We start from the raw sequence: 17,074 nt of genomic DNA, 5'->3' as shown, positions 1-17,074 counted from the left end.
GATGTGTTTATATATGAGAGAGATATTTATAGAGAGAAGAGAAAAGAAACTTAGGATAGGGATTAAAAATAAAGGCATATTAGAAGAATGTATTGTAGATGAGGAAAGTACTGGACCTAGTATAGGTGAAATATATAAAGGACGAGTTAAAAATATTATTCCTGCTACTAATTCTATTTTTGTTGATATTGGGCTTGAAAAGGAAGGCTACCTTTATTATAGTAACGAGCTTAAGTCTAAAGGAATTAAAAAAGGTGATGAAATTCTAGTTGAAATCTTAAAAGAGCCATTAAATGAAAAGGGAGCCAAGCTGACTACAAAGGTTGGAATTCCTTCAAAGTACATGGTCCTTGAAAGCACAGAAAGTGGAATAGAATTTTCAAAGAGATTTAAAGATGAGGTGAAAAAAGAACTTATATTAGCTGAGCTTAAAGAAGTTAAGGGTGGAAAGCTTATTATAAGAACTGAAGCAGCTAACGTTAGTATTGAAGAACTGAAGCATGAAAGAAAGCTTTTAGAAAAGGAATATGAAGAGATTAATAGAAGGATGAACTATTCTACAAAGCTTGGAAAACTTTATGGAGATAATCTTGCTATAAATAAGATATTAAGAGATAAGGTTGGAATAGAACCTGTAAAGATAATTGTGGATAATAAAGGGGACTTTGACTTTGTAGAAGATTATTTAAAGGAAGAGGAAAATGTTAAACTTGAATTGTTTGATGATTCTAAAAGATTGTTTGACTATTATGATATAGAAAAAGAACTACTAAAATTAAGACATAACAAAGTTGTACTGCCTTGTGGAGGGTCTATAGTAATAGATAGAACTGAAGCTATGTATGTTATTGATGTTAACACAGGCAAGAACATAAAGGAAAGAAGTTTTGAAAAAACTATTTTAGATACTAATATAGAAGCAGCTAGGGAAATAGGAAAACAGATTCTTCTAAGAAATTTAAGTGGAATTATAGTTATTGATTTTATAGACTTAAGGGACAAATCTCATAAATCTATAGTTATGAAAGAACTTAAAGAAGCATTAAAAGAAGATGGAGGAAACCATAAGATATTCCCATTCACGGAATTAAACTTAGTTCAAATTTCTAGAAAAAGAGTAGGTAAGAGTATCTATGAATATATGGAAGAACAATGTCCATTATGTTTAGGTAGCGGAGCTTTACTAAAATTATCCTACTTAGAAGGTCTAATCAATAATGAGATAACTAGATATCATAATGAAAATGGTATTAATGATTTCTTTATAGAGGTAGATGAGACATATAAGGATAACATTAGAGAAGATATAGTTTCTTTTTTAAATAATATAGATGGGCTTGATAAAGAAATTTATATTAATTATGTGAGCGGTATTGAAGGGTATAGGATTGAACCTTTAATATTTAAAAATCAAAAGAAGAATATTGAACAATATTTAATTAAAATAGAATAAGTTGGTATTAATATACTGATTCAGAAAAATCAAAGTTAGACTGATTTTCTGAATCAGTTTTTTTTATTTACTAACTTTATGAAAATAATGCACTAACAAAATTAGTGGAATTAATCCACATAGAAGCTCAATTATACAAAAAATATTGTATTAAAATGGATAAAATGTTAAAAGAATAATGTAATATTAATTAATTAATTATTAAAAAATCAAAAAGAGTGCACTCATAAAAAAAATATAATCGAATAGGAGTGATACCATGAGTAAATTAGCAGAAGAAAAAAAATATATGTTTAGAGGAGATGAAACTTCAGATTTAGAGTTTGTAAAAGGAGAAGGTATTTATCTTTATGATAAAGAAGGCAATCAGTATATTGATTGTGAAGCTGGTACTTTTAATTTGAGCTTAGGTTATTCAAATAAAGAAGTTAATGAAGCTGTAAGTAAGCAAAGTGAAAAGTTAACTCATTTAACATCTTCACATATGTGTAAACCTGTGGTTAATTTGGCAAAAAACTTAGTAGAAATTTCACCTGAAAATCTTACAAAAGTTACTACAAAGGTATGTGGTGGATCTACAGCAAATGAAGGAGCTATTAAATTAGCGCAATATTACAATAAGAAAACAGAAATTATAAGTTTCTATAGAAGTCATGTTGGACAAACTGTATTTATGCAAAATGTTTCAGGAAACAGTTTTAGGAAAAAGCCATTTCATTTTGCTCAGGCAGATATAGCACATTTGCAATATCCTTATTGCTATAGATGTCATTTAAATAAAAAGTATCCAGAATGTAATTGTCAATGTGTTAAGGAAATTGAAGATTATTTAAACTATGGATCTACAGGAAGCGTATCAAGTTTGATCATTGAACCAATACAAGGAAATGGTGGGAATCAGATACCTCCAAAGGAATATTTTCAAAAACTAAAGAAGGTTTGTAATGAAAATAGCATAGAACTTATTTTTGATGAGATTCAAACAGGAATGGGAAGATTAGGTACAATGTTTGCAGCAGACTATTTTAATGTAAGTCCTAATATCATGACAGTTGCAAAAGGATTGGGAGGAACCGGATATCAAGTAGCAGCTATTTTGATGGAAGAAAAATTTAATGAAATGGAAGCTCATTTTCATTCATTCACATATGGTTCTAATGTATTAAGCTGTACAGCAGGAAATAAAACAATAGAAATTATTAAAAGAGATGGTTTCTTAGAACATGTAAAAGAAGCGGGAAATTATATTATGGAACATCTTAAGGTATTTAAAGAAAAGTATGAGTTTATTGGAGATGTACGAGGGGTAGGATTGATGATAGGAATTGAGGTCGTTAAAGATAAGAAGTCAAAAGAACCAGATACCCAATTAACTAATGCAATAGTAAAAAAAGCATTTGAAAATAAATTGTTATTAAGATCTTCATTGTATGGATTTGGGAATGTATTCAAAATTAGACCTTCTCTTAATATTACATTGGAAGAATGTGAAATAATGATGAATAAGTTAGATAAAGTATTAGAAAGTTTTATATTATAGAGGAGGAAAATAGCTTGAAAGATTTTATTTTTAGTTTGTCAAAAAGTGTTATAAAGTCAGTTAATGACAACTTCGATATTTTAAAAGCAAAAAGAAATTTAGGGATTTCATCGGGAGGGGATACTCAATTTAGTATTGATGATATTGCAGAAGAGGCTGTCTTTGATTTTTTGAAAAGTAGTAATGAGAGTATTGCATATTATTCAGAGGATAAAGGATTAATCAGATTTTGTGAAGATCCCCAGTATATTTTAATTATTGATCCTATTGATGGGACAAGAAGTGCAGCAGCTGGATTAGAAAGTTGTTGTTTTTCAGTGGCAGTAGCTAAATATAAAGAAGATGCCTGCATAAATGATATTCAATATGCTTTACTTTATGAGTTTAAAAGTGAATCATACTTCTATTCTGATTATTTAAGTGAGGATATATATGTATCTAATGGAGAAATTAAATTATCTAAAAACACTTCATTAGAAAAAATGTTTTGGAGTTTTGAATTTAATGGACATCCTTCTAAAATAATTACTCATTGTATTGGAGATCTGATTGATTCATCAGCCAATAAAGGGGGAGTATTTATTTTTAATAGCTCTACTTATTCTATATCTAGAATAATTACAGGACAGCTAGAGGCTTATATAGATATTGGAAATAGATTGGTAAAAGAAAATTCATTTTTAGAAAATGAGTTTAGAAAAGTAGGAAATGGGAAAATGTTACACCTGTTTCCATATGATATAGCAGCAGCCGTATATATTGCTAGAAAGGCTGGAGTTATAATTACTGATGCTTTTGGAAAGGATCTTGGGCTAACAAAACTAATTGATATAAGCGAAAAAAATCTTCAATCTTGTATTGCTGCATCAAATTTGGAGTTGCATTCTAAAATTTTAAATTCTATAAATTGGATTAATAGTATTAATGAAGTTATAGATCTTATGAAAGATTAAGGAGGAAATATTATGAAGGCTATTGTTTATAAAGGAAGTAATTCAGTTAATTGTGAGTATAGAAAGGAACCTAAAATTAATAAATCAACAGATGTAATAGTTAAAATTACTTTAACAGGAGTTTGTGGAACAGACTTGAGGATTTATTCCGGTAATTTTCCAGGAGCAAAAGACGTAGTTTTAGGACACGAAGCAATAGGAAATATTGAAGAGATTGGTAAAGATGTAACTACAATAAAAGTTGGAGATAGAGTTGTTATTGATCCTACATTGTTTGATGGAAAGTGCTATTATTGTCAAAAAGGTTTTCATAACTTATGTGACAATAAGGCAAATACTGAAACAGGAGTAGACAAAGATGGAACTTTCGCTGAATATATTGTAATGCCAGAAGATTTTGTTTATTTATTGCCAGATACTATTAGTGATGATAGAGCTGTTCTAATTGAACCTCTTACATGCGTGCTTAACAATTTAGAAGCATTAAAATTAGCTTTTGATGATAAGTTAGTAATATTGGGAGGAGGCCCAATTGGAACATTATTTGCAATGGTAGCTGAAAAAATGGCTTTGAAAACAGTTATTGTAGAAAAAAGACCAGAAAGGCTAAACTTTTTGAGAAACATATTAAGTAATAGTGAAGTTGTAGATGCAAATGACAAAAATTATATAGATGGTATTGTTAAGAAGTTTGGAAGAAAACCAAATGCTGTTGTAGATGCAACAGGATGTTTATTTGAAGAGGCTTTAGAATTAGTAGATAAAGGTGGGCGTATTGTGTTAATGGGATTTAATTCTAATTACAAAGCAACAATTTCCCCACTATATATTACTAATAATGCAATAACAATAATAGGTGCTGGTGACTATAATAATATGTTTATTAGAGCTATTGATATGGCAGAGAATATTGATTTAGAAAAATTAATTACTCATAGATTTAAGTTAAGTGAAGCAGAAGATGCTTTTAAAATATTGGTTGGAGAAAAAAATGTTTCAGATAAAAATGAAATAATGAAAGTAGTATTTGAAATGTAATAGATAAAAAAATAGTTAAATTAGGGGAAGGCGTATTTGTAAATTAATAATAGAAGAAAAGGGGAAATCATATGCCTCCCCTATTTATTAAATTTTATTAGAAAGGATATATGTGAATGAATAAATCAGAGAATGTTTCTTTTAAAAACAATATTTTACAAATAAATGGAGAAAAAAATTTTTTAATAACAGCAGATTACCCATATTATAGGGATAAGAAAGAATTTTGGAATGAAAAGTTGGATGAAATAAAGAGATTAGGCATATCCATTGTTACGTTTTATATTCCATGGAGACATCATTCTGCTCAAAATTATGTTTCTATAAAATACTTTTTTAGTGGAGAAATATATAATAATTCTGATATAAATTTTTTATTAAGATTAATTAGAGAAAAAAATATGTATTGTATTATTAAACCTGGGCCATTTATACATGCAGAAATTAAACATGGAGGTTTACCGGATTTTGTATTAAAAGGAGAGTTTGAAAATATTTTAAATTACGATGGAAAAGCAATAAAATATATGAATACTGAATTACCAAATCCATTAAATGAAGATTTCTTTAATTTAACAAAGGAATGGTTTGATAATATTTGTTATAACATATTGGAAGTTAATGCCTACCCAAGAGGACCTATTATTGGGATTCAAGTAGGAAATGAAGGAATATACTGTAATGCTAATAGTAATATTACTGATTATGATTTTTCACCAAAAGGGTTAGATAACTACAATAATTATCTTAAAGAAAAATATCGATATATAGGATTATATAATTTACTTCATGATACAGACTATAGCAGTTTTGAAGATATATTTGAAAGAAATAAGGAAGATTTATATAAAGATGACTTAGATTATATTGATTGGGGCGAATGGAGCTGTGAATATTTAGAAAAGTTTTACAAAAATTATTCAGCAATTTTTAGAAAATACAATATTCCTATTATTGCCAATATAAATCCTCCTAAGATTGATGAAGATAGCTCTTATGCATCATGGATTACAAGAAATAGGGTTAATGATACTCGGATTACTTTTGCTTACACTAATTGGCTTCCTAATGCTATGTATAGCCAAAAAGCATTTAATGAGATAATTTTTGTCGCTAGTTATGCAAAGTGGGGGAATATTGAGGATAATTGGGGACATTTATGGGCTGGAGAAGAATATAAATATTCTATTACTTCTCTATATCATGAAGTAATAATGATATCAAGAGGATCTAATGGATTTAATGTTTATAATGTATGTTCAACAAATTCATGTGCAGAACATCTTAAATTTAGTGATGAAACAATAAATATGTATGCTGAAGATCCTAAATTATTTAGTGGTCCATATTGTGAAGCAGCTCCTATTAGTGATTCTGAAAGCTCACATAATAAATATAAGTCACTACAACATTTTAATACTTTTTTAAATGCGCAAAAGGATTTGCTTGATTGTGATGTAGAGGCAGAAATAGGGGTATGTATTTATAGACCATATTACTCTTTGGAAGCATGGGGCAAGATTAGTAATAATTTGGATGTAATTGTTTCTACATGTATTAATGAAAATTTGAAATTTAATTTAGTTGATTTAGAAAATGTTAAAGAAGAGTCTTTAAGAAAATATAAGTATTTGATTTTTTATAGCTTTAATTTTCTTTCATCTCAAGTTCAACAAAAACTTATCAATTATTTAGAAGATGGAGGAGAGTTACACTGTTATAATGATATTCCAAATTTAGATGAAAAATTAAAGGCATGTTGTGATTTAAGAAAATATTATGAAAATAGAGATATTAATTCTAAGTTTTTTTACAAGTTTGAGCTAGATGAAAAAAATTTCAATTTGGTATTTGAAAAACGATTGAATTTGGAAGTTTTAAAGGGAAATGTATTTATATCTACTCGCGTTGATAGTGATAAGAAAATTAAATATTTATTTGTTGTTAGCAAAGATGAGAAAAATCAGAAAGTAGAAATTAATATAAATGGGGAAATGCTCAAATTTATATTAGTAGCGAAAGCTTTTGCAATATTTAAGTTTAATCATAAAGAATTAACTGATTTTTATATTAAAAATGTAAATGAAATTTATAATATATCAGAAAAAGCATATGTAGAATATAAAAATAATATCATTTCATTAGATTTTTATGGAGATATTTGCAGGGTAAGTAATGAAATTACTGTATTGACATAAAAAGTAAAATGGGCTATACTTTTGTTATGTACTTATAAAAGTATGTAATAAAAGTATAGAGAAGGGGTATGATTATGAGAGATTTGGATTTTAACGTAGATTTGCATTTACATTCTTATTATAGTGATGATGGAGAATATACGCCCAAGGAATTAATAGATATCGGTTATAAAAATAAAATGAGTGTATTAGCAATAGCAGATCATAATAGTACGCAAGGTGTAAAAGAAGCAGTATCATATGGAAAGACACTGGGAATAACTGTAATTCCTGCTATAGAATTAGATTGTACTTATAATAATATTAATTTACATGTATTAGGATATGGAGTAAATCCGGATTATGAAAAATTTGAAGAAAATAGAATTAATATATTAAATCAAGAAAAAAGAGCTGCTGCTAAAAAAGTTCAGATAATAAAAGAGTTAGGAATATATGTTGATGATGATAAGGTGAAAGAAATATCGAAAGATGGCGTAGTAACAGGAGAAATTATTGCAGAAGTTGCTTTGGGGGATGAGAGAAATAAAGATAATAAGCTACTTAAAGAGTACTTTCCGGGGGGGAACAGAGATGATAATCCATATGTAAATTTCTATTGGGATTTTTGCTCACAAGGAAAACCAGCATATGTTGAGATAAAGTATATTACTTTGACAGAAGCTATAAATATGATTAATAGAGCAGGGGGAGTAGCGGTATTAGCACATCCTGGTAATAATATTAAAGAAAATATAGATATTCTAGATGGAATTGTGGAAGAAGGGATTGTAGGAATTGAGGCATTTAGTAGCTATCATTCTGAATATCAAAGAGACTTCTATATCGAACAAGCATCTAGGCTAAAGTTAAGTTTAACTTGTGGTAGTGACTTCCACGGAAAAACAAAACCTAAGATTCAAATAGGAAGCGTAGATTGTACCTCTAAGAAAAAGGAGATATTAGATGGACTTATTAAACATTGGTTATTATAACAATGAAACAGTTGTAAAACCAGAACTAATTAAAAGAATGAATATGGGTTTGATATATAAGGTTCTAATTAGTCGTAGTTCTGCAACTAGAGGAGAAATATCGAAAGAAACTCAAATAAGTTTAACGACAGTAAGAACTTTATTAGAAGAATTAAAAGAAAATGGAGATGTTATTGAATTAAAGTTAGATGAATCTAGTGGTGGTAGACGGGCTCAACGATATACAATAAATCCAGAGAAAAACTTAATCTTAACGTTCTGTGTTGATAATGGAGAAATTATTTATAAGATTAGCGACTTGCTTAGCAATGTAAAAGAAGAAGGAAATATTAATGCTATTGAGAATAACATTGATATTTTAATAAATTTTATGTTGGAAAAAAAAGGTGAGTGGGATATTTGCTCTGTAGGAATAGGAGTGCCAGGAATAGTAAAGGAAAAACACTTCTATATAAGTAAAGGGTTTAATATTTGGCACATAAATAAAATGGGACAAGAAATTCAAGAAAAGTTAAATATACCAGTAATTCTAGAAAATGATTTAAATGCTATTGCTTATGGATATGTTATTGATAAAGTTTGTGAATTTAATGATATAAGCGTTAAAAGTAGCAATATTGTATATATTCATTTTAATAATAGTTGTATAGGAGCAGGTATAATAGTTGATGGTAGGATAGTTCATGGTAATAATAAATTTGCTGGGGAATTAGGTTTTCTACCATGGAAGGATGGCAAAAATATTAATGAGATTTTAAAATATTCTACTTATGAAGAATGCGTAGAATTAATTGCTAGAATAATCTCAATTCTAAATTGTGTCATAAATCCTTCTTTAGTTGTAGTTGGGGGAGATAATGAAAATATAAAAAACATGAATTTAGAAATAATCTATAAATATGTTAAAAGATATATTTCAGACATTATGATGCCTAATATTGCTTTAGCAGAAAATGATACAAAATATTATCTTGAAGGGCTTACTCATTTAACAGCTAGAAATTATATTGAAAATATATAAGATCTAGCAAATCGAAAGAGTATGAGGAGGTAATAAGGTGATTAAAAATAAAAAAAATATATTAATTATAATTATATATTTAGCTTTCATTAGTCTAGGGATTCCAGATGGAGTACTAGGAGTTGCTTGGCCTAGTATAAGAGTTGATATGAATTTGCCACTTGAAAGTATTGGTATATTAACAACATTACTTTTATGTAATTCGTTCATTTCTAGCATAATGAATGGGAGATTGTTGAAAATTTTCGGAACTGGAGGTATTGTATTTTTTAGTTGTTTATTAACTGGATTATCTCTTTTAGGATATTCATTTTCATCTAATTTCGTATGGTTAATTATATGTACTATACCTTTAGGATTAGGACAAGGTGCTGTTGATTCGACACTTAATTATTATGTAGCACGTAATTATACGTCTAGGCATATGAATTGGTTACACTGTTTTTGGGGAATTGGTGCTACTCTAGGACCATTTATAATGACTTATTCAATAACTAATATTAATACATGGCAGATTGGATATATTATAATTTCAGGTATACAATTATCAATATCAATTCTTTTATTGATAAGTGATTTGTTAGGGCTTTGGAAAATTGAACCTAGAACTTTAAATCAAGAGAAAGAGCAAGAGGAAAAGCTTAAAGTAAAAGGATTATTTTCGAAGGATGTTCAGTTTTTAGCTGTAATATTATTCTTTTTATATACTGGAATGGAATTATCAATGGGAACATGGTTAAATAGTGTATTGATAGAGTCAAGATATATTTCTATAGAATTAGCAGGAATATCAGTAACTATTTATTATTCATCTATTATGGTAGGAAGGTTAATTTCAGGGACTATCGTAAATAAGGTAGGGAACGGAAAGATGATTACAATAGGACTAGTCATGGCTATTCTAGGGCTATTATTCATTATTTTCACCTATAGTTATACATGTAATGTAATTGGAGTAATTATGTTCGGTATGGGATTATCTCCGGTATATCCATGTCTAATGCATGAAACACCAATACGTTTTAGTAAAGATGTGGCAGAGAAATTGATTGGATACCAAGTTGGGGCAGCATGCCTTGGAGGATCTATAATTTCTTCAGGAATAGGATTACTTTTATCTAAATATTCACTGGAATTACTATTTATTGCGCTATTAGTTATATTAATAATGTTTATAATAATTAATAAGATAATATGTTATAGGTTCCAATTATTAAATAATGATAGGCAATAAGAAGCTTTCAAGAGAGTGTCAACGAAATTGACGCTCTTTTTAGTTTGATGAAAGTCTTATAGATATGATTATTCCATATGTAATTCTTATATTCTTAGAAAATATATTTAATTTCGGACTCAAATCTAGTTAAAATTATATAGGGGCATTAAGTAATTTGTTGCCCCTATATTTTAATGCAAAAAATTAAGTATTATCAATATTTTTTACATCTATTTTTTAAAATGAAGTTAAATTTTTTTGTTTTATTGAAAATTATTTAGACTAACTGTTCTTTTTGGCTAAGCCTCTAGTTATTAGATAGTAATTGACTTCTATAAAAGTTTAATAATGCTTCTAAAAAACCTATTTTCCTATTTTTGCTTAATGGCAATATTTCATTATTCTTTAGGGTAATATCTAATTTTATTATTTTACTTATATATTTAAAATTTACAATATAACTTTCATGGCACCTATAAAAGCTGTTATTTAGAATTTTTAAATGATATTTCATAGTTTTATAACTTAAAATGTTTTCCTTTTTCGTGTGAATTAATGTATTTCTCTTATACGTTTCTATGTATATAATATCTTCTAAATATATCTTATATATTCCCTTATCAGTTTTATCAACTATATATGGTTCACCATGCTTCCAATTTAGCTCAACATCATTTGGCCTTTTCATGTTTTCTCACTCCTTAATTAACTAAAATTTACTTTAAGCTTCATTATTTGCATTTTCAATTTTTAAAATAGAAAATATCAATTTTCATCACTATTTTCTTTTTCATACTCCATAAGAGCATACTCACAACATTGAAGAATTAATTGATTAAAAGATATATCTTCGTTTATTGCTACATTATTTAATTCATTAAATAGTTCCTCCGTAAATCTAATAGTTCTTGGTACATTTGAAGAAATTAATTTCTTATGGACTTTAAACATATCTATCCCTCCTTCATACAAATATTATAATGTAAGGATTATATTGCTTATATAACCATATTATGTAACCTAAGATTTATTGATAGAAATGAGTGGAATATCATACATGTATTTCAAACAAAATAACTAAATAGATACCTAAGCAATGTTAAAGGGTTCTAAGATGATATCAACAGGCTCTCGTGCCTGAGTTTTTTATAAAAGATAACTGTAAGCACATCGATACTTATACCAAAGCCATTCACATCATTTCAATGGGCTCCTATGGCAAAAATAGAGGAAGTTAATGAAAAGATTAAGGCTGTAAAAGGGTCAATTAAATCTAGGAGTACCATTATCAAGAAACTTCATATATGAAAGTTCTATTTGCTAGAGGAGATAGAAGAATGTGTGAAGTATTAATTAAAGCTTTTGAAAAGGGTGAGAAGTTTGATGGATGGTCAGAGTACTTTAACTTTGAAACTTGGCAAGAAGCATTAAAAGAAGATGGAGGAAATCATAAGATATTCCCATTCACGGAATTAAACTTAGTTCAAATTTCTAAAAAAAGAGTAGGGAAGAGTATCTATGAATATATGGAAGAACAATGTCCATTATGTTTAGGTAGTGGCGCTTTACTAAAGTTATCTTATTTAGAAGGTCTAATCAATAATGAGATAACTAGATATCATAATGAAAATGGTATTAATGATTTCTTTATAGAGGTAGATGAGGCATATAAGGATAACATTAGAGAAGATATAGTTTCTTTTTTAAATAATATAGATGGCTTGATAAAGAAATTTATATTAATTATGTGGGTGGTATTGAAGGATATAGGGTTGAACCTTTAATATTTAAAAATCAAAAGAAGAATATTGAACAATATTTAATTAAAATAGAATAATTGATGATGGTATACTGTTTGAAAATAATTTTATTTATAAAAGTTGTTTTTAAACAGTTTTTTTGTCGAATAGTAGTGAAATACTTTGCGAATATATATTAATATTTAACTTTAAATAATAAAGTGTGTTAGTTATTTACTTAATAGGAATCTTGAAAAATATTTTCAGAGGGTATTTGCAGGTATATCAAAAGGAAGGAAATTTACTGATTCAGTAACAAAAGAACTATTTAGGTATATTGTAGAAGATATAAGTATAGTTTTATTAGTGGGAATGTGACTTGATATATCTTCCCTTAAAAAAGATGACTTTTTCATAAAAATGGGACAATTATTTTTTGTAGAATGAACTAAATACAATAGTCGAAACAGCTCGTATTATGCATGAATATGAAGAATGATAATATAATTACATGACATACAGTATATGTTATCATGGGGAAGGAGGTGGGTAAATGATTAAAATTATAAAAAGGACCATAATTATATCTATACTAGCATTATTAGGTAAATGTGTGATGGATATACCAGTGTATACGTATGCGGCAGAAGTTATACCTGTGAAAGGTGATATTAGCCAAAGTGAATATAACGAAGAAATGACAAATAATAAGGAAGCTGGGGGATTAACTACAAAAGAAAATGTTGTAAGTACTAATACTTTTGTCAGTAGTGACAGTGGAACTACTACTGTGGATAGTACTTTGTCTGAAGAAGAAAAAGCCATTATAAGAATAAATAATGGAACAGAAGATTTGAACGATTATACTTTACTGAGAATAAGAAAAGTAAAATTAGATAATATTCAGGTCATAAGAAAAGCAGTAGCAGATGCAAAGATAAAAAAGAAAGAAAATTTGAATAAGGATGAGATTTCAGCTATTGTAGATGACACTGTAGCAAAAATAGATGTGATTTTTGATAAGATAAACTTAGGCCAAGGAGAAGAAAGTGGCTATAGTTTAATTCAAATTACTGAAGTTAATAATAAAAACATAGCAGACATTAATAATTGGTTAAAAGACAAAAGATATAGAAGTATAAGTAAAATAAAAGAAGTGGTGGATAAAATATTATTAGCTACTTCAAATATAAATAATGGGATAGAAACAATCGATGATTACAATACATTAGAAATATATAATGTAAAGTTTGATTATATTGAGTTAATAAGGAAAAGTGTAACAAGTAAAAAAGCTACAAAAGGAGATAATTTAAATAGAGCAGAAATAATAGATGTTACTCAAAAAGTTATAGATAAAATAAAAGTAACTTTAGATAAGATAAATCAGGGACAAGCTACTATAGATGATTATAAATTCATAGGAATAAATGAAGTTAATGAGGTTAATATCTCAGATATTAATGAATGGGTAAAGGGAAAAGGTTGGACAGAATTAGGAAATGTAAAAGTAGAAATAAATACAATTATAGAACCTTTGCGTAAAATAAACGATGGAAAAGAAACAGAAGCAGATTATGAAATATTAGGAATAGAAGGGGTAACTAAAGATAATATTAGTTGGATAAGAGAAGTAATATTAGGGAAAAGAGCTATTAAACAAAAGGATTTAACAAAATCTGAGATAGCTAGTGCAGTGGATGAAGCATTAAAGATAATAGATTTCTTCTATTATATAAATTCAGGAAAAGCTACAATAGATAATTATAAATACATTGGAGCAACTGGAGTAAATATTAATAACATATTTGATGTAAATGAAGCACTAAAGGGGAAAAACTATAGAACTTTAAAAAGTGTACAAGAAGCGATAGATAAGGTAGTAATACCATTAAGGAATATAAATGGAGGAAATGATAGTCTAAAGGATTATGAAGCATTAGCAATTGGAGGGGTAACTCAAGAAAGTATTAATGCTATAAGAGCTGATATAAAAATTTTTAGAGATAAAAAAGGAATTGATTTATTAAGAAGTGAAATAAAAGAATCTGTAGACAGTACATTAAGATTATTTAAAGCTATAGAAGCTATAAATTCAGGTAATGCTACTATAGAAGATTATGAAGCTATCGGAATAGATGTGGTTACATCTACCAATCTATTAGTTGTAAATAGAGCATTACAAGGAAAGAATTATACAACTATAGCACAAATAAAGATAGCAGTAGAATTAGTAATTAAAAATGATGCTATATATACAAGAATAAATTTAGGACAAGCAACTTTAAAAGATTATGAGTCTATAGGAGTAGTTGGTGTTACTGCACAAAATCTAGCATATATAAATATTAATGTTAGAGGAGAAGATTATGTAGCAAAAGAAGCAGTTCAGGAAAGAGTAAATATAGTAATAAAAATATATGAATCAATTATAAAAGCTAATGAGTGTTTTAGAAAAATAAATGAAGGAATAGCAACTGTTGAAGATTACAAATATTTAGGAATAGTTGGATTAACAACAGAAAATTTAACATATATAAATTTAGATTTAAAGGGAAGAAATTATACTACTTCTCCGGAAATCCAAGAAAGAGTAGATATTCTAGTAAAAGTTTATGATGCTTATGGAAGGATAAGTAGAGGGGAAGGAACATTAGATGATTATACTACTATAGGTGTAATTGGAGTAACAGTAGACAATTTAGTATATATAAATGTAAATATAAAAGGAACTATCTATAGTGCATCAAAAGAGATACAAGTAAAGGTAGACGTATTAGTAAAAATGTACAATGCATTTGTGAGGATAAATGCAGGACAAGGAACAATAGAAGATTATAAAGTAGTAGGAATAGTTGGAATAACAGTAGATAATTTAGCATATGTAAATATAAATATAAAGGGAAATGACTACTTTGTAGCAGAAAAATTACAAATAAAGATAGATGTGCTAGTAAAAATGTACAATGCATTTGTAAGGATAAATGCAGGACAGGGAACAATAGAAGATTATAAAGTAGTAGGAATAGTTGGAATAACAGTAGATAATTTAGTATATGTAAATATAAATATAAAAGGAAACACTTCTTTTGTAGTATCAGAACTACAAATAAAGATAGATGTTTTAGTAAAGGTATATAATGCATATGCAAGAATAAATTTAGGACAAGGAACTATAGAAGACTATAGAATTATAGGGGCTGTTGGAGTAACAATTGATAATTTAGTATATGTAAATGCTGATTTAAAGGGAAGATCTTATGAGGCAATTGGAGATGTACAAGCTAGAATAGATATAATAGTTAATATATATGAATCAATAATAAGAATTAATTTAGGTGAAGGTACTTTAGCAGATTATAATTTATTGGGTATAGTTGGAGTAAATGTCAATAACCTAGCTTATATTAATGCAGATTTAAAAGGCAAAGGTTATATTACTATAGCAGAAATAAAGACAAGAATAGAAGCTAATATAAAAATATATGATGCATTAATTAGGATAAATTTAGGACAAGGTACTTTAGATGATTATAGAATTATTGGAGCAACAGGAGTAACAGTAGATAACTTAATATTTATAAATATAAATATTAAAGGTTATGGTTATAGGATTTTAAGTGATGTCCAAGTAAAGGTAAAAGATATTGTAGCTCAATATGAAATACATTTAAAAATAGCTGCAATAATTGAAAGGATTAACTTAGGAACAGCTAGTGTAGATGATTATGAATTCATCGGAATAACAGGAGTTAATGTTCAGAACTTAATTTATGTAAATGTAGATTTAAAGGGTAAAAATTATAATAATCAAGCAGATATACAAGTAAGAGTTAATTTAGTAATTAATATAAGAGCTGCTTATGGAAGAATAGATCTAGGAAATGCAAGTTTAGACGATTATGAACTTATAGGAGCAACGGGAGTAAATATTAATAATCTAATTTATATAAATGCAGAATTAAAAGGAAAAGGATATGGAGATTTAGTACAGGTACAAGCATCTATAAATAAAGTTGTTAGCTATGTGGATATTTTTGTAAGAATTAACGGAGGCGAAGGAACTTTAAATGATTATATAGTACTAGGAATACTAGGAGTAACTAAACATAACATTATATATATAAATGCAGAGATAAAAGGAAAAGGATATTTGACCTTAGGAGAATATAGAATTGCAGTTAATACAGTAGTAGCTGTTTGTGCAACATTTGATAGAATAAATGATGGGCAAGGAACGTTAGCAGATTTTCAGTTATTAGGATTAGTTGAAGTGAATATTGATAATCTAATATATATAAATGAAGGATTAAAAGGCAAAAACTACAGAACAATACCAGAAATAAAGGTAGCAGTAAATACTGTAATTGAAATACATGCAGCATTAGACAGAATAAATAATGGACAAGGAACATTAGCAGATTACAATCTTATAAGTGTTACGGGTGTAACAGAAATAAATTTAATCTATATAAATGCAGAACTTAAGGGGAAAGGTTATAGTACTTTAGCTGAAATTCAAGCATATATTAATAAAGTTACTTCAATAAATGAAATATTAGTAAGAATAAATGCAGGAGAAGGAAATTTAAGTGATTATGCATATTTAGGTATAACTGGAGTAACTATAGATAATTTGATTTATGTTAATGCAGATATTAAAGGTAGAGGATATACTGATTTAGCAAAAATAAAAATTGATATTGCTGTAATAATCAATATTAATAATGCTTATATAAGAATTAATAATGGTCAAGGGACTTTAGATGATTATAATTTAATAGGGGTCACTGGAGTTACTGTTGATAACTTGATTTATATCAATGGTGAAATGAAAGGTAATGTAGATATTAAAGCTAAAAATGCTCAAGTAATTGTGAAAGCAGCATTAAGTGTTGAAGATGTTATTAAGAGAATAAATAACGGACAAGAGACAATTGAG

General features: G+C 27.7%; 11 protein-coding genes and 1 pseudogene. 10 read left to right on the top strand and 2 right to left on the bottom strand.

Annotation, left to right across the window (positions count from 1 at the left end; genetic code table 11):
- Nucleotides 1–13 precede the first annotated feature (13 nt).
- The 8 genes from FAY47_RS05900 to FAY47_RS05865 all read left to right on the top strand — a co-directional run bounded on the left by FAY47_RS05900 (nucleotide 14) and on the right by FAY47_RS05865 (nucleotide 10,411).
- On the top strand, nucleotides 14–1,453 hold the full coding sequence (locus FAY47_RS05900) for a ribonuclease E/G (RefSeq protein WP_143315624.1): 1,440 nt from the start codon (nucleotides 14–16) through the stop codon (nucleotides 1,451–1,453).
- A gap of 259 nt (nucleotides 1,454–1,712) precedes the next feature.
- A complete protein-coding gene (locus tag FAY47_RS05895) occupies nucleotides 1,713–2,993 on the top strand; it encodes an aspartate aminotransferase family protein (RefSeq protein ID WP_207706225.1) in 1,281 nt (426 codons plus the stop codon).
- A gap of 14 nt (nucleotides 2,994–3,007) precedes the next feature.
- Nucleotides 3,008–3,946, top strand: a complete 939-nt coding sequence (locus FAY47_RS05890; protein WP_143315622.1) for an inositol monophosphatase family protein — start codon at nucleotides 3,008–3,010, stop codon at nucleotides 3,944–3,946.
- A gap of 12 nt (nucleotides 3,947–3,958) precedes the next feature.
- Nucleotides 3,959–4,984, top strand: coding sequence for an alcohol dehydrogenase catalytic domain-containing protein (locus tag FAY47_RS05885; RefSeq protein ID WP_143315620.1), 1,026 nt, complete (start codon nucleotides 3,959–3,961; stop codon nucleotides 4,982–4,984).
- 116 nt (nucleotides 4,985–5,100) lie between these two features.
- Nucleotides 5,101–7,182, top strand: a complete 2,082-nt coding sequence (locus FAY47_RS05880) for a beta-galactosidase (protein WP_143315618.1) — start codon at nucleotides 5,101–5,103, stop codon at nucleotides 7,180–7,182.
- Between the two features lie 74 nt (nucleotides 7,183–7,256).
- A complete protein-coding gene (locus FAY47_RS05875) occupies nucleotides 7,257–8,156 on the top strand; it encodes a PHP domain-containing protein (RefSeq protein WP_243129556.1) in 900 nt (299 codons plus the stop codon).
- Nucleotides 8,128–9,177: an ROK family protein gene (locus FAY47_RS05870; protein WP_143315616.1), complete on the top strand. Its 1,050-nt coding sequence runs from the start codon at nucleotides 8,128–8,130 to the stop codon at nucleotides 9,175–9,177. Before FAY47_RS05875 ends, FAY47_RS05870 begins: the two co-directional genes overlap by 29 nt.
- A gap of 37 nt (nucleotides 9,178–9,214) precedes the next feature.
- Nucleotides 9,215–10,411 carry an MFS transporter gene (locus FAY47_RS05865; RefSeq protein ID WP_143315614.1) on the top strand — a complete coding sequence of 399 codons (1,197 nt, stop codon included), beginning with the start codon at nucleotides 9,215–9,217 and terminating at the stop codon, nucleotides 10,409–10,411.
- 289 nt (nucleotides 10,412–10,700) lie between these two features.
- Here FAY47_RS05865 and FAY47_RS05860 read toward each other — a convergent pair whose 3' ends face one another.
- Nucleotides 10,701–11,081: a LytTR family DNA-binding domain-containing protein gene (locus FAY47_RS05860; RefSeq protein WP_143315612.1), complete on the bottom strand. Its 381-nt coding sequence runs from the start codon at nucleotides 11,079–11,081 to the stop codon at nucleotides 10,701–10,703.
- Between the two features lie 77 nt (nucleotides 11,082–11,158).
- Nucleotides 11,159–11,344, bottom strand: coding sequence for a hypothetical protein (locus FAY47_RS05855; protein WP_143315610.1), 186 nt, complete (start codon nucleotides 11,342–11,344; stop codon nucleotides 11,159–11,161).
- Nucleotides 11,345–11,545: 201 nt separating this feature from the next.
- On the opposite strand from FAY47_RS05855, the pseudogene FAY47_RS05850 reads away from it, so the two are divergent.
- Nucleotides 11,546–11,829: pseudogene (locus FAY47_RS05850) on the top strand (B12-binding domain-containing radical SAM protein); the annotation flags it as partial.
- Nucleotides 11,830–12,685: 856 nt separating this feature from the next.
- On the top strand, nucleotides 12,686–17,074 hold a 4,389-nt coding region (locus FAY47_RS05845; RefSeq protein ID WP_185966741.1), incomplete at its 3' end, for a hypothetical protein.

Origin of the sequence: Clostridium sp. HBUAS56017, from assembly GCF_007115085.1 — a bacterium.
Lineage (GTDB): Bacteria > Bacillota > Clostridia > Clostridiales > Clostridiaceae > Clostridium > Clostridium cibarium.
This window is presented reverse-complemented; position numbering and strand designations above follow the sequence as displayed.

Bases quoted from the DNA above. Each gene is read 5' to 3' on its own strand.
- FAY47_RS05880 (WP_143315618.1), top strand. From the start codon at position 5,101: ATGAATAAATCAGAGAATGTTTCTTTTAAAAACAATATTTTACAAATA.
- FAY47_RS05885 (WP_143315620.1), top strand. From the start codon at position 3,959: ATGAAGGCTATTGTTTATAAAGGAAGTAATTCAGTTAATTGTGAGTAT.
- FAY47_RS05895 (WP_207706225.1), top strand. From the start codon at position 1,713: ATGAGTAAATTAGCAGAAGAAAAAAAATATATGTTTAGAGGAGATGAA.
- FAY47_RS05875 (WP_243129556.1), top strand. From the start codon at position 7,257: ATGAGAGATTTGGATTTTAACGTAGATTTGCATTTACATTCTTATTAT.
- FAY47_RS05870 (WP_143315616.1), top strand. From the start codon at position 8,128: ATGGACTTATTAAACATTGGTTATTATAACAATGAAACAGTTGTAAAA.
- FAY47_RS05855 (WP_143315610.1), bottom strand. From the start codon at position 11,344: ATGTTTAAAGTCCATAAGAAATTAATTTCTTCAAATGTACCAAGAACT.
- FAY47_RS05900 (WP_143315624.1), top strand. From the start codon at position 14: ATGAGAGAGATATTTATAGAGAGAAGAGAAAAGAAACTTAGGATAGGG.
- FAY47_RS05860 (WP_143315612.1), bottom strand. From the start codon at position 11,081: ATGAAAAGGCCAAATGATGTTGAGCTAAATTGGAAGCATGGTGAACCA.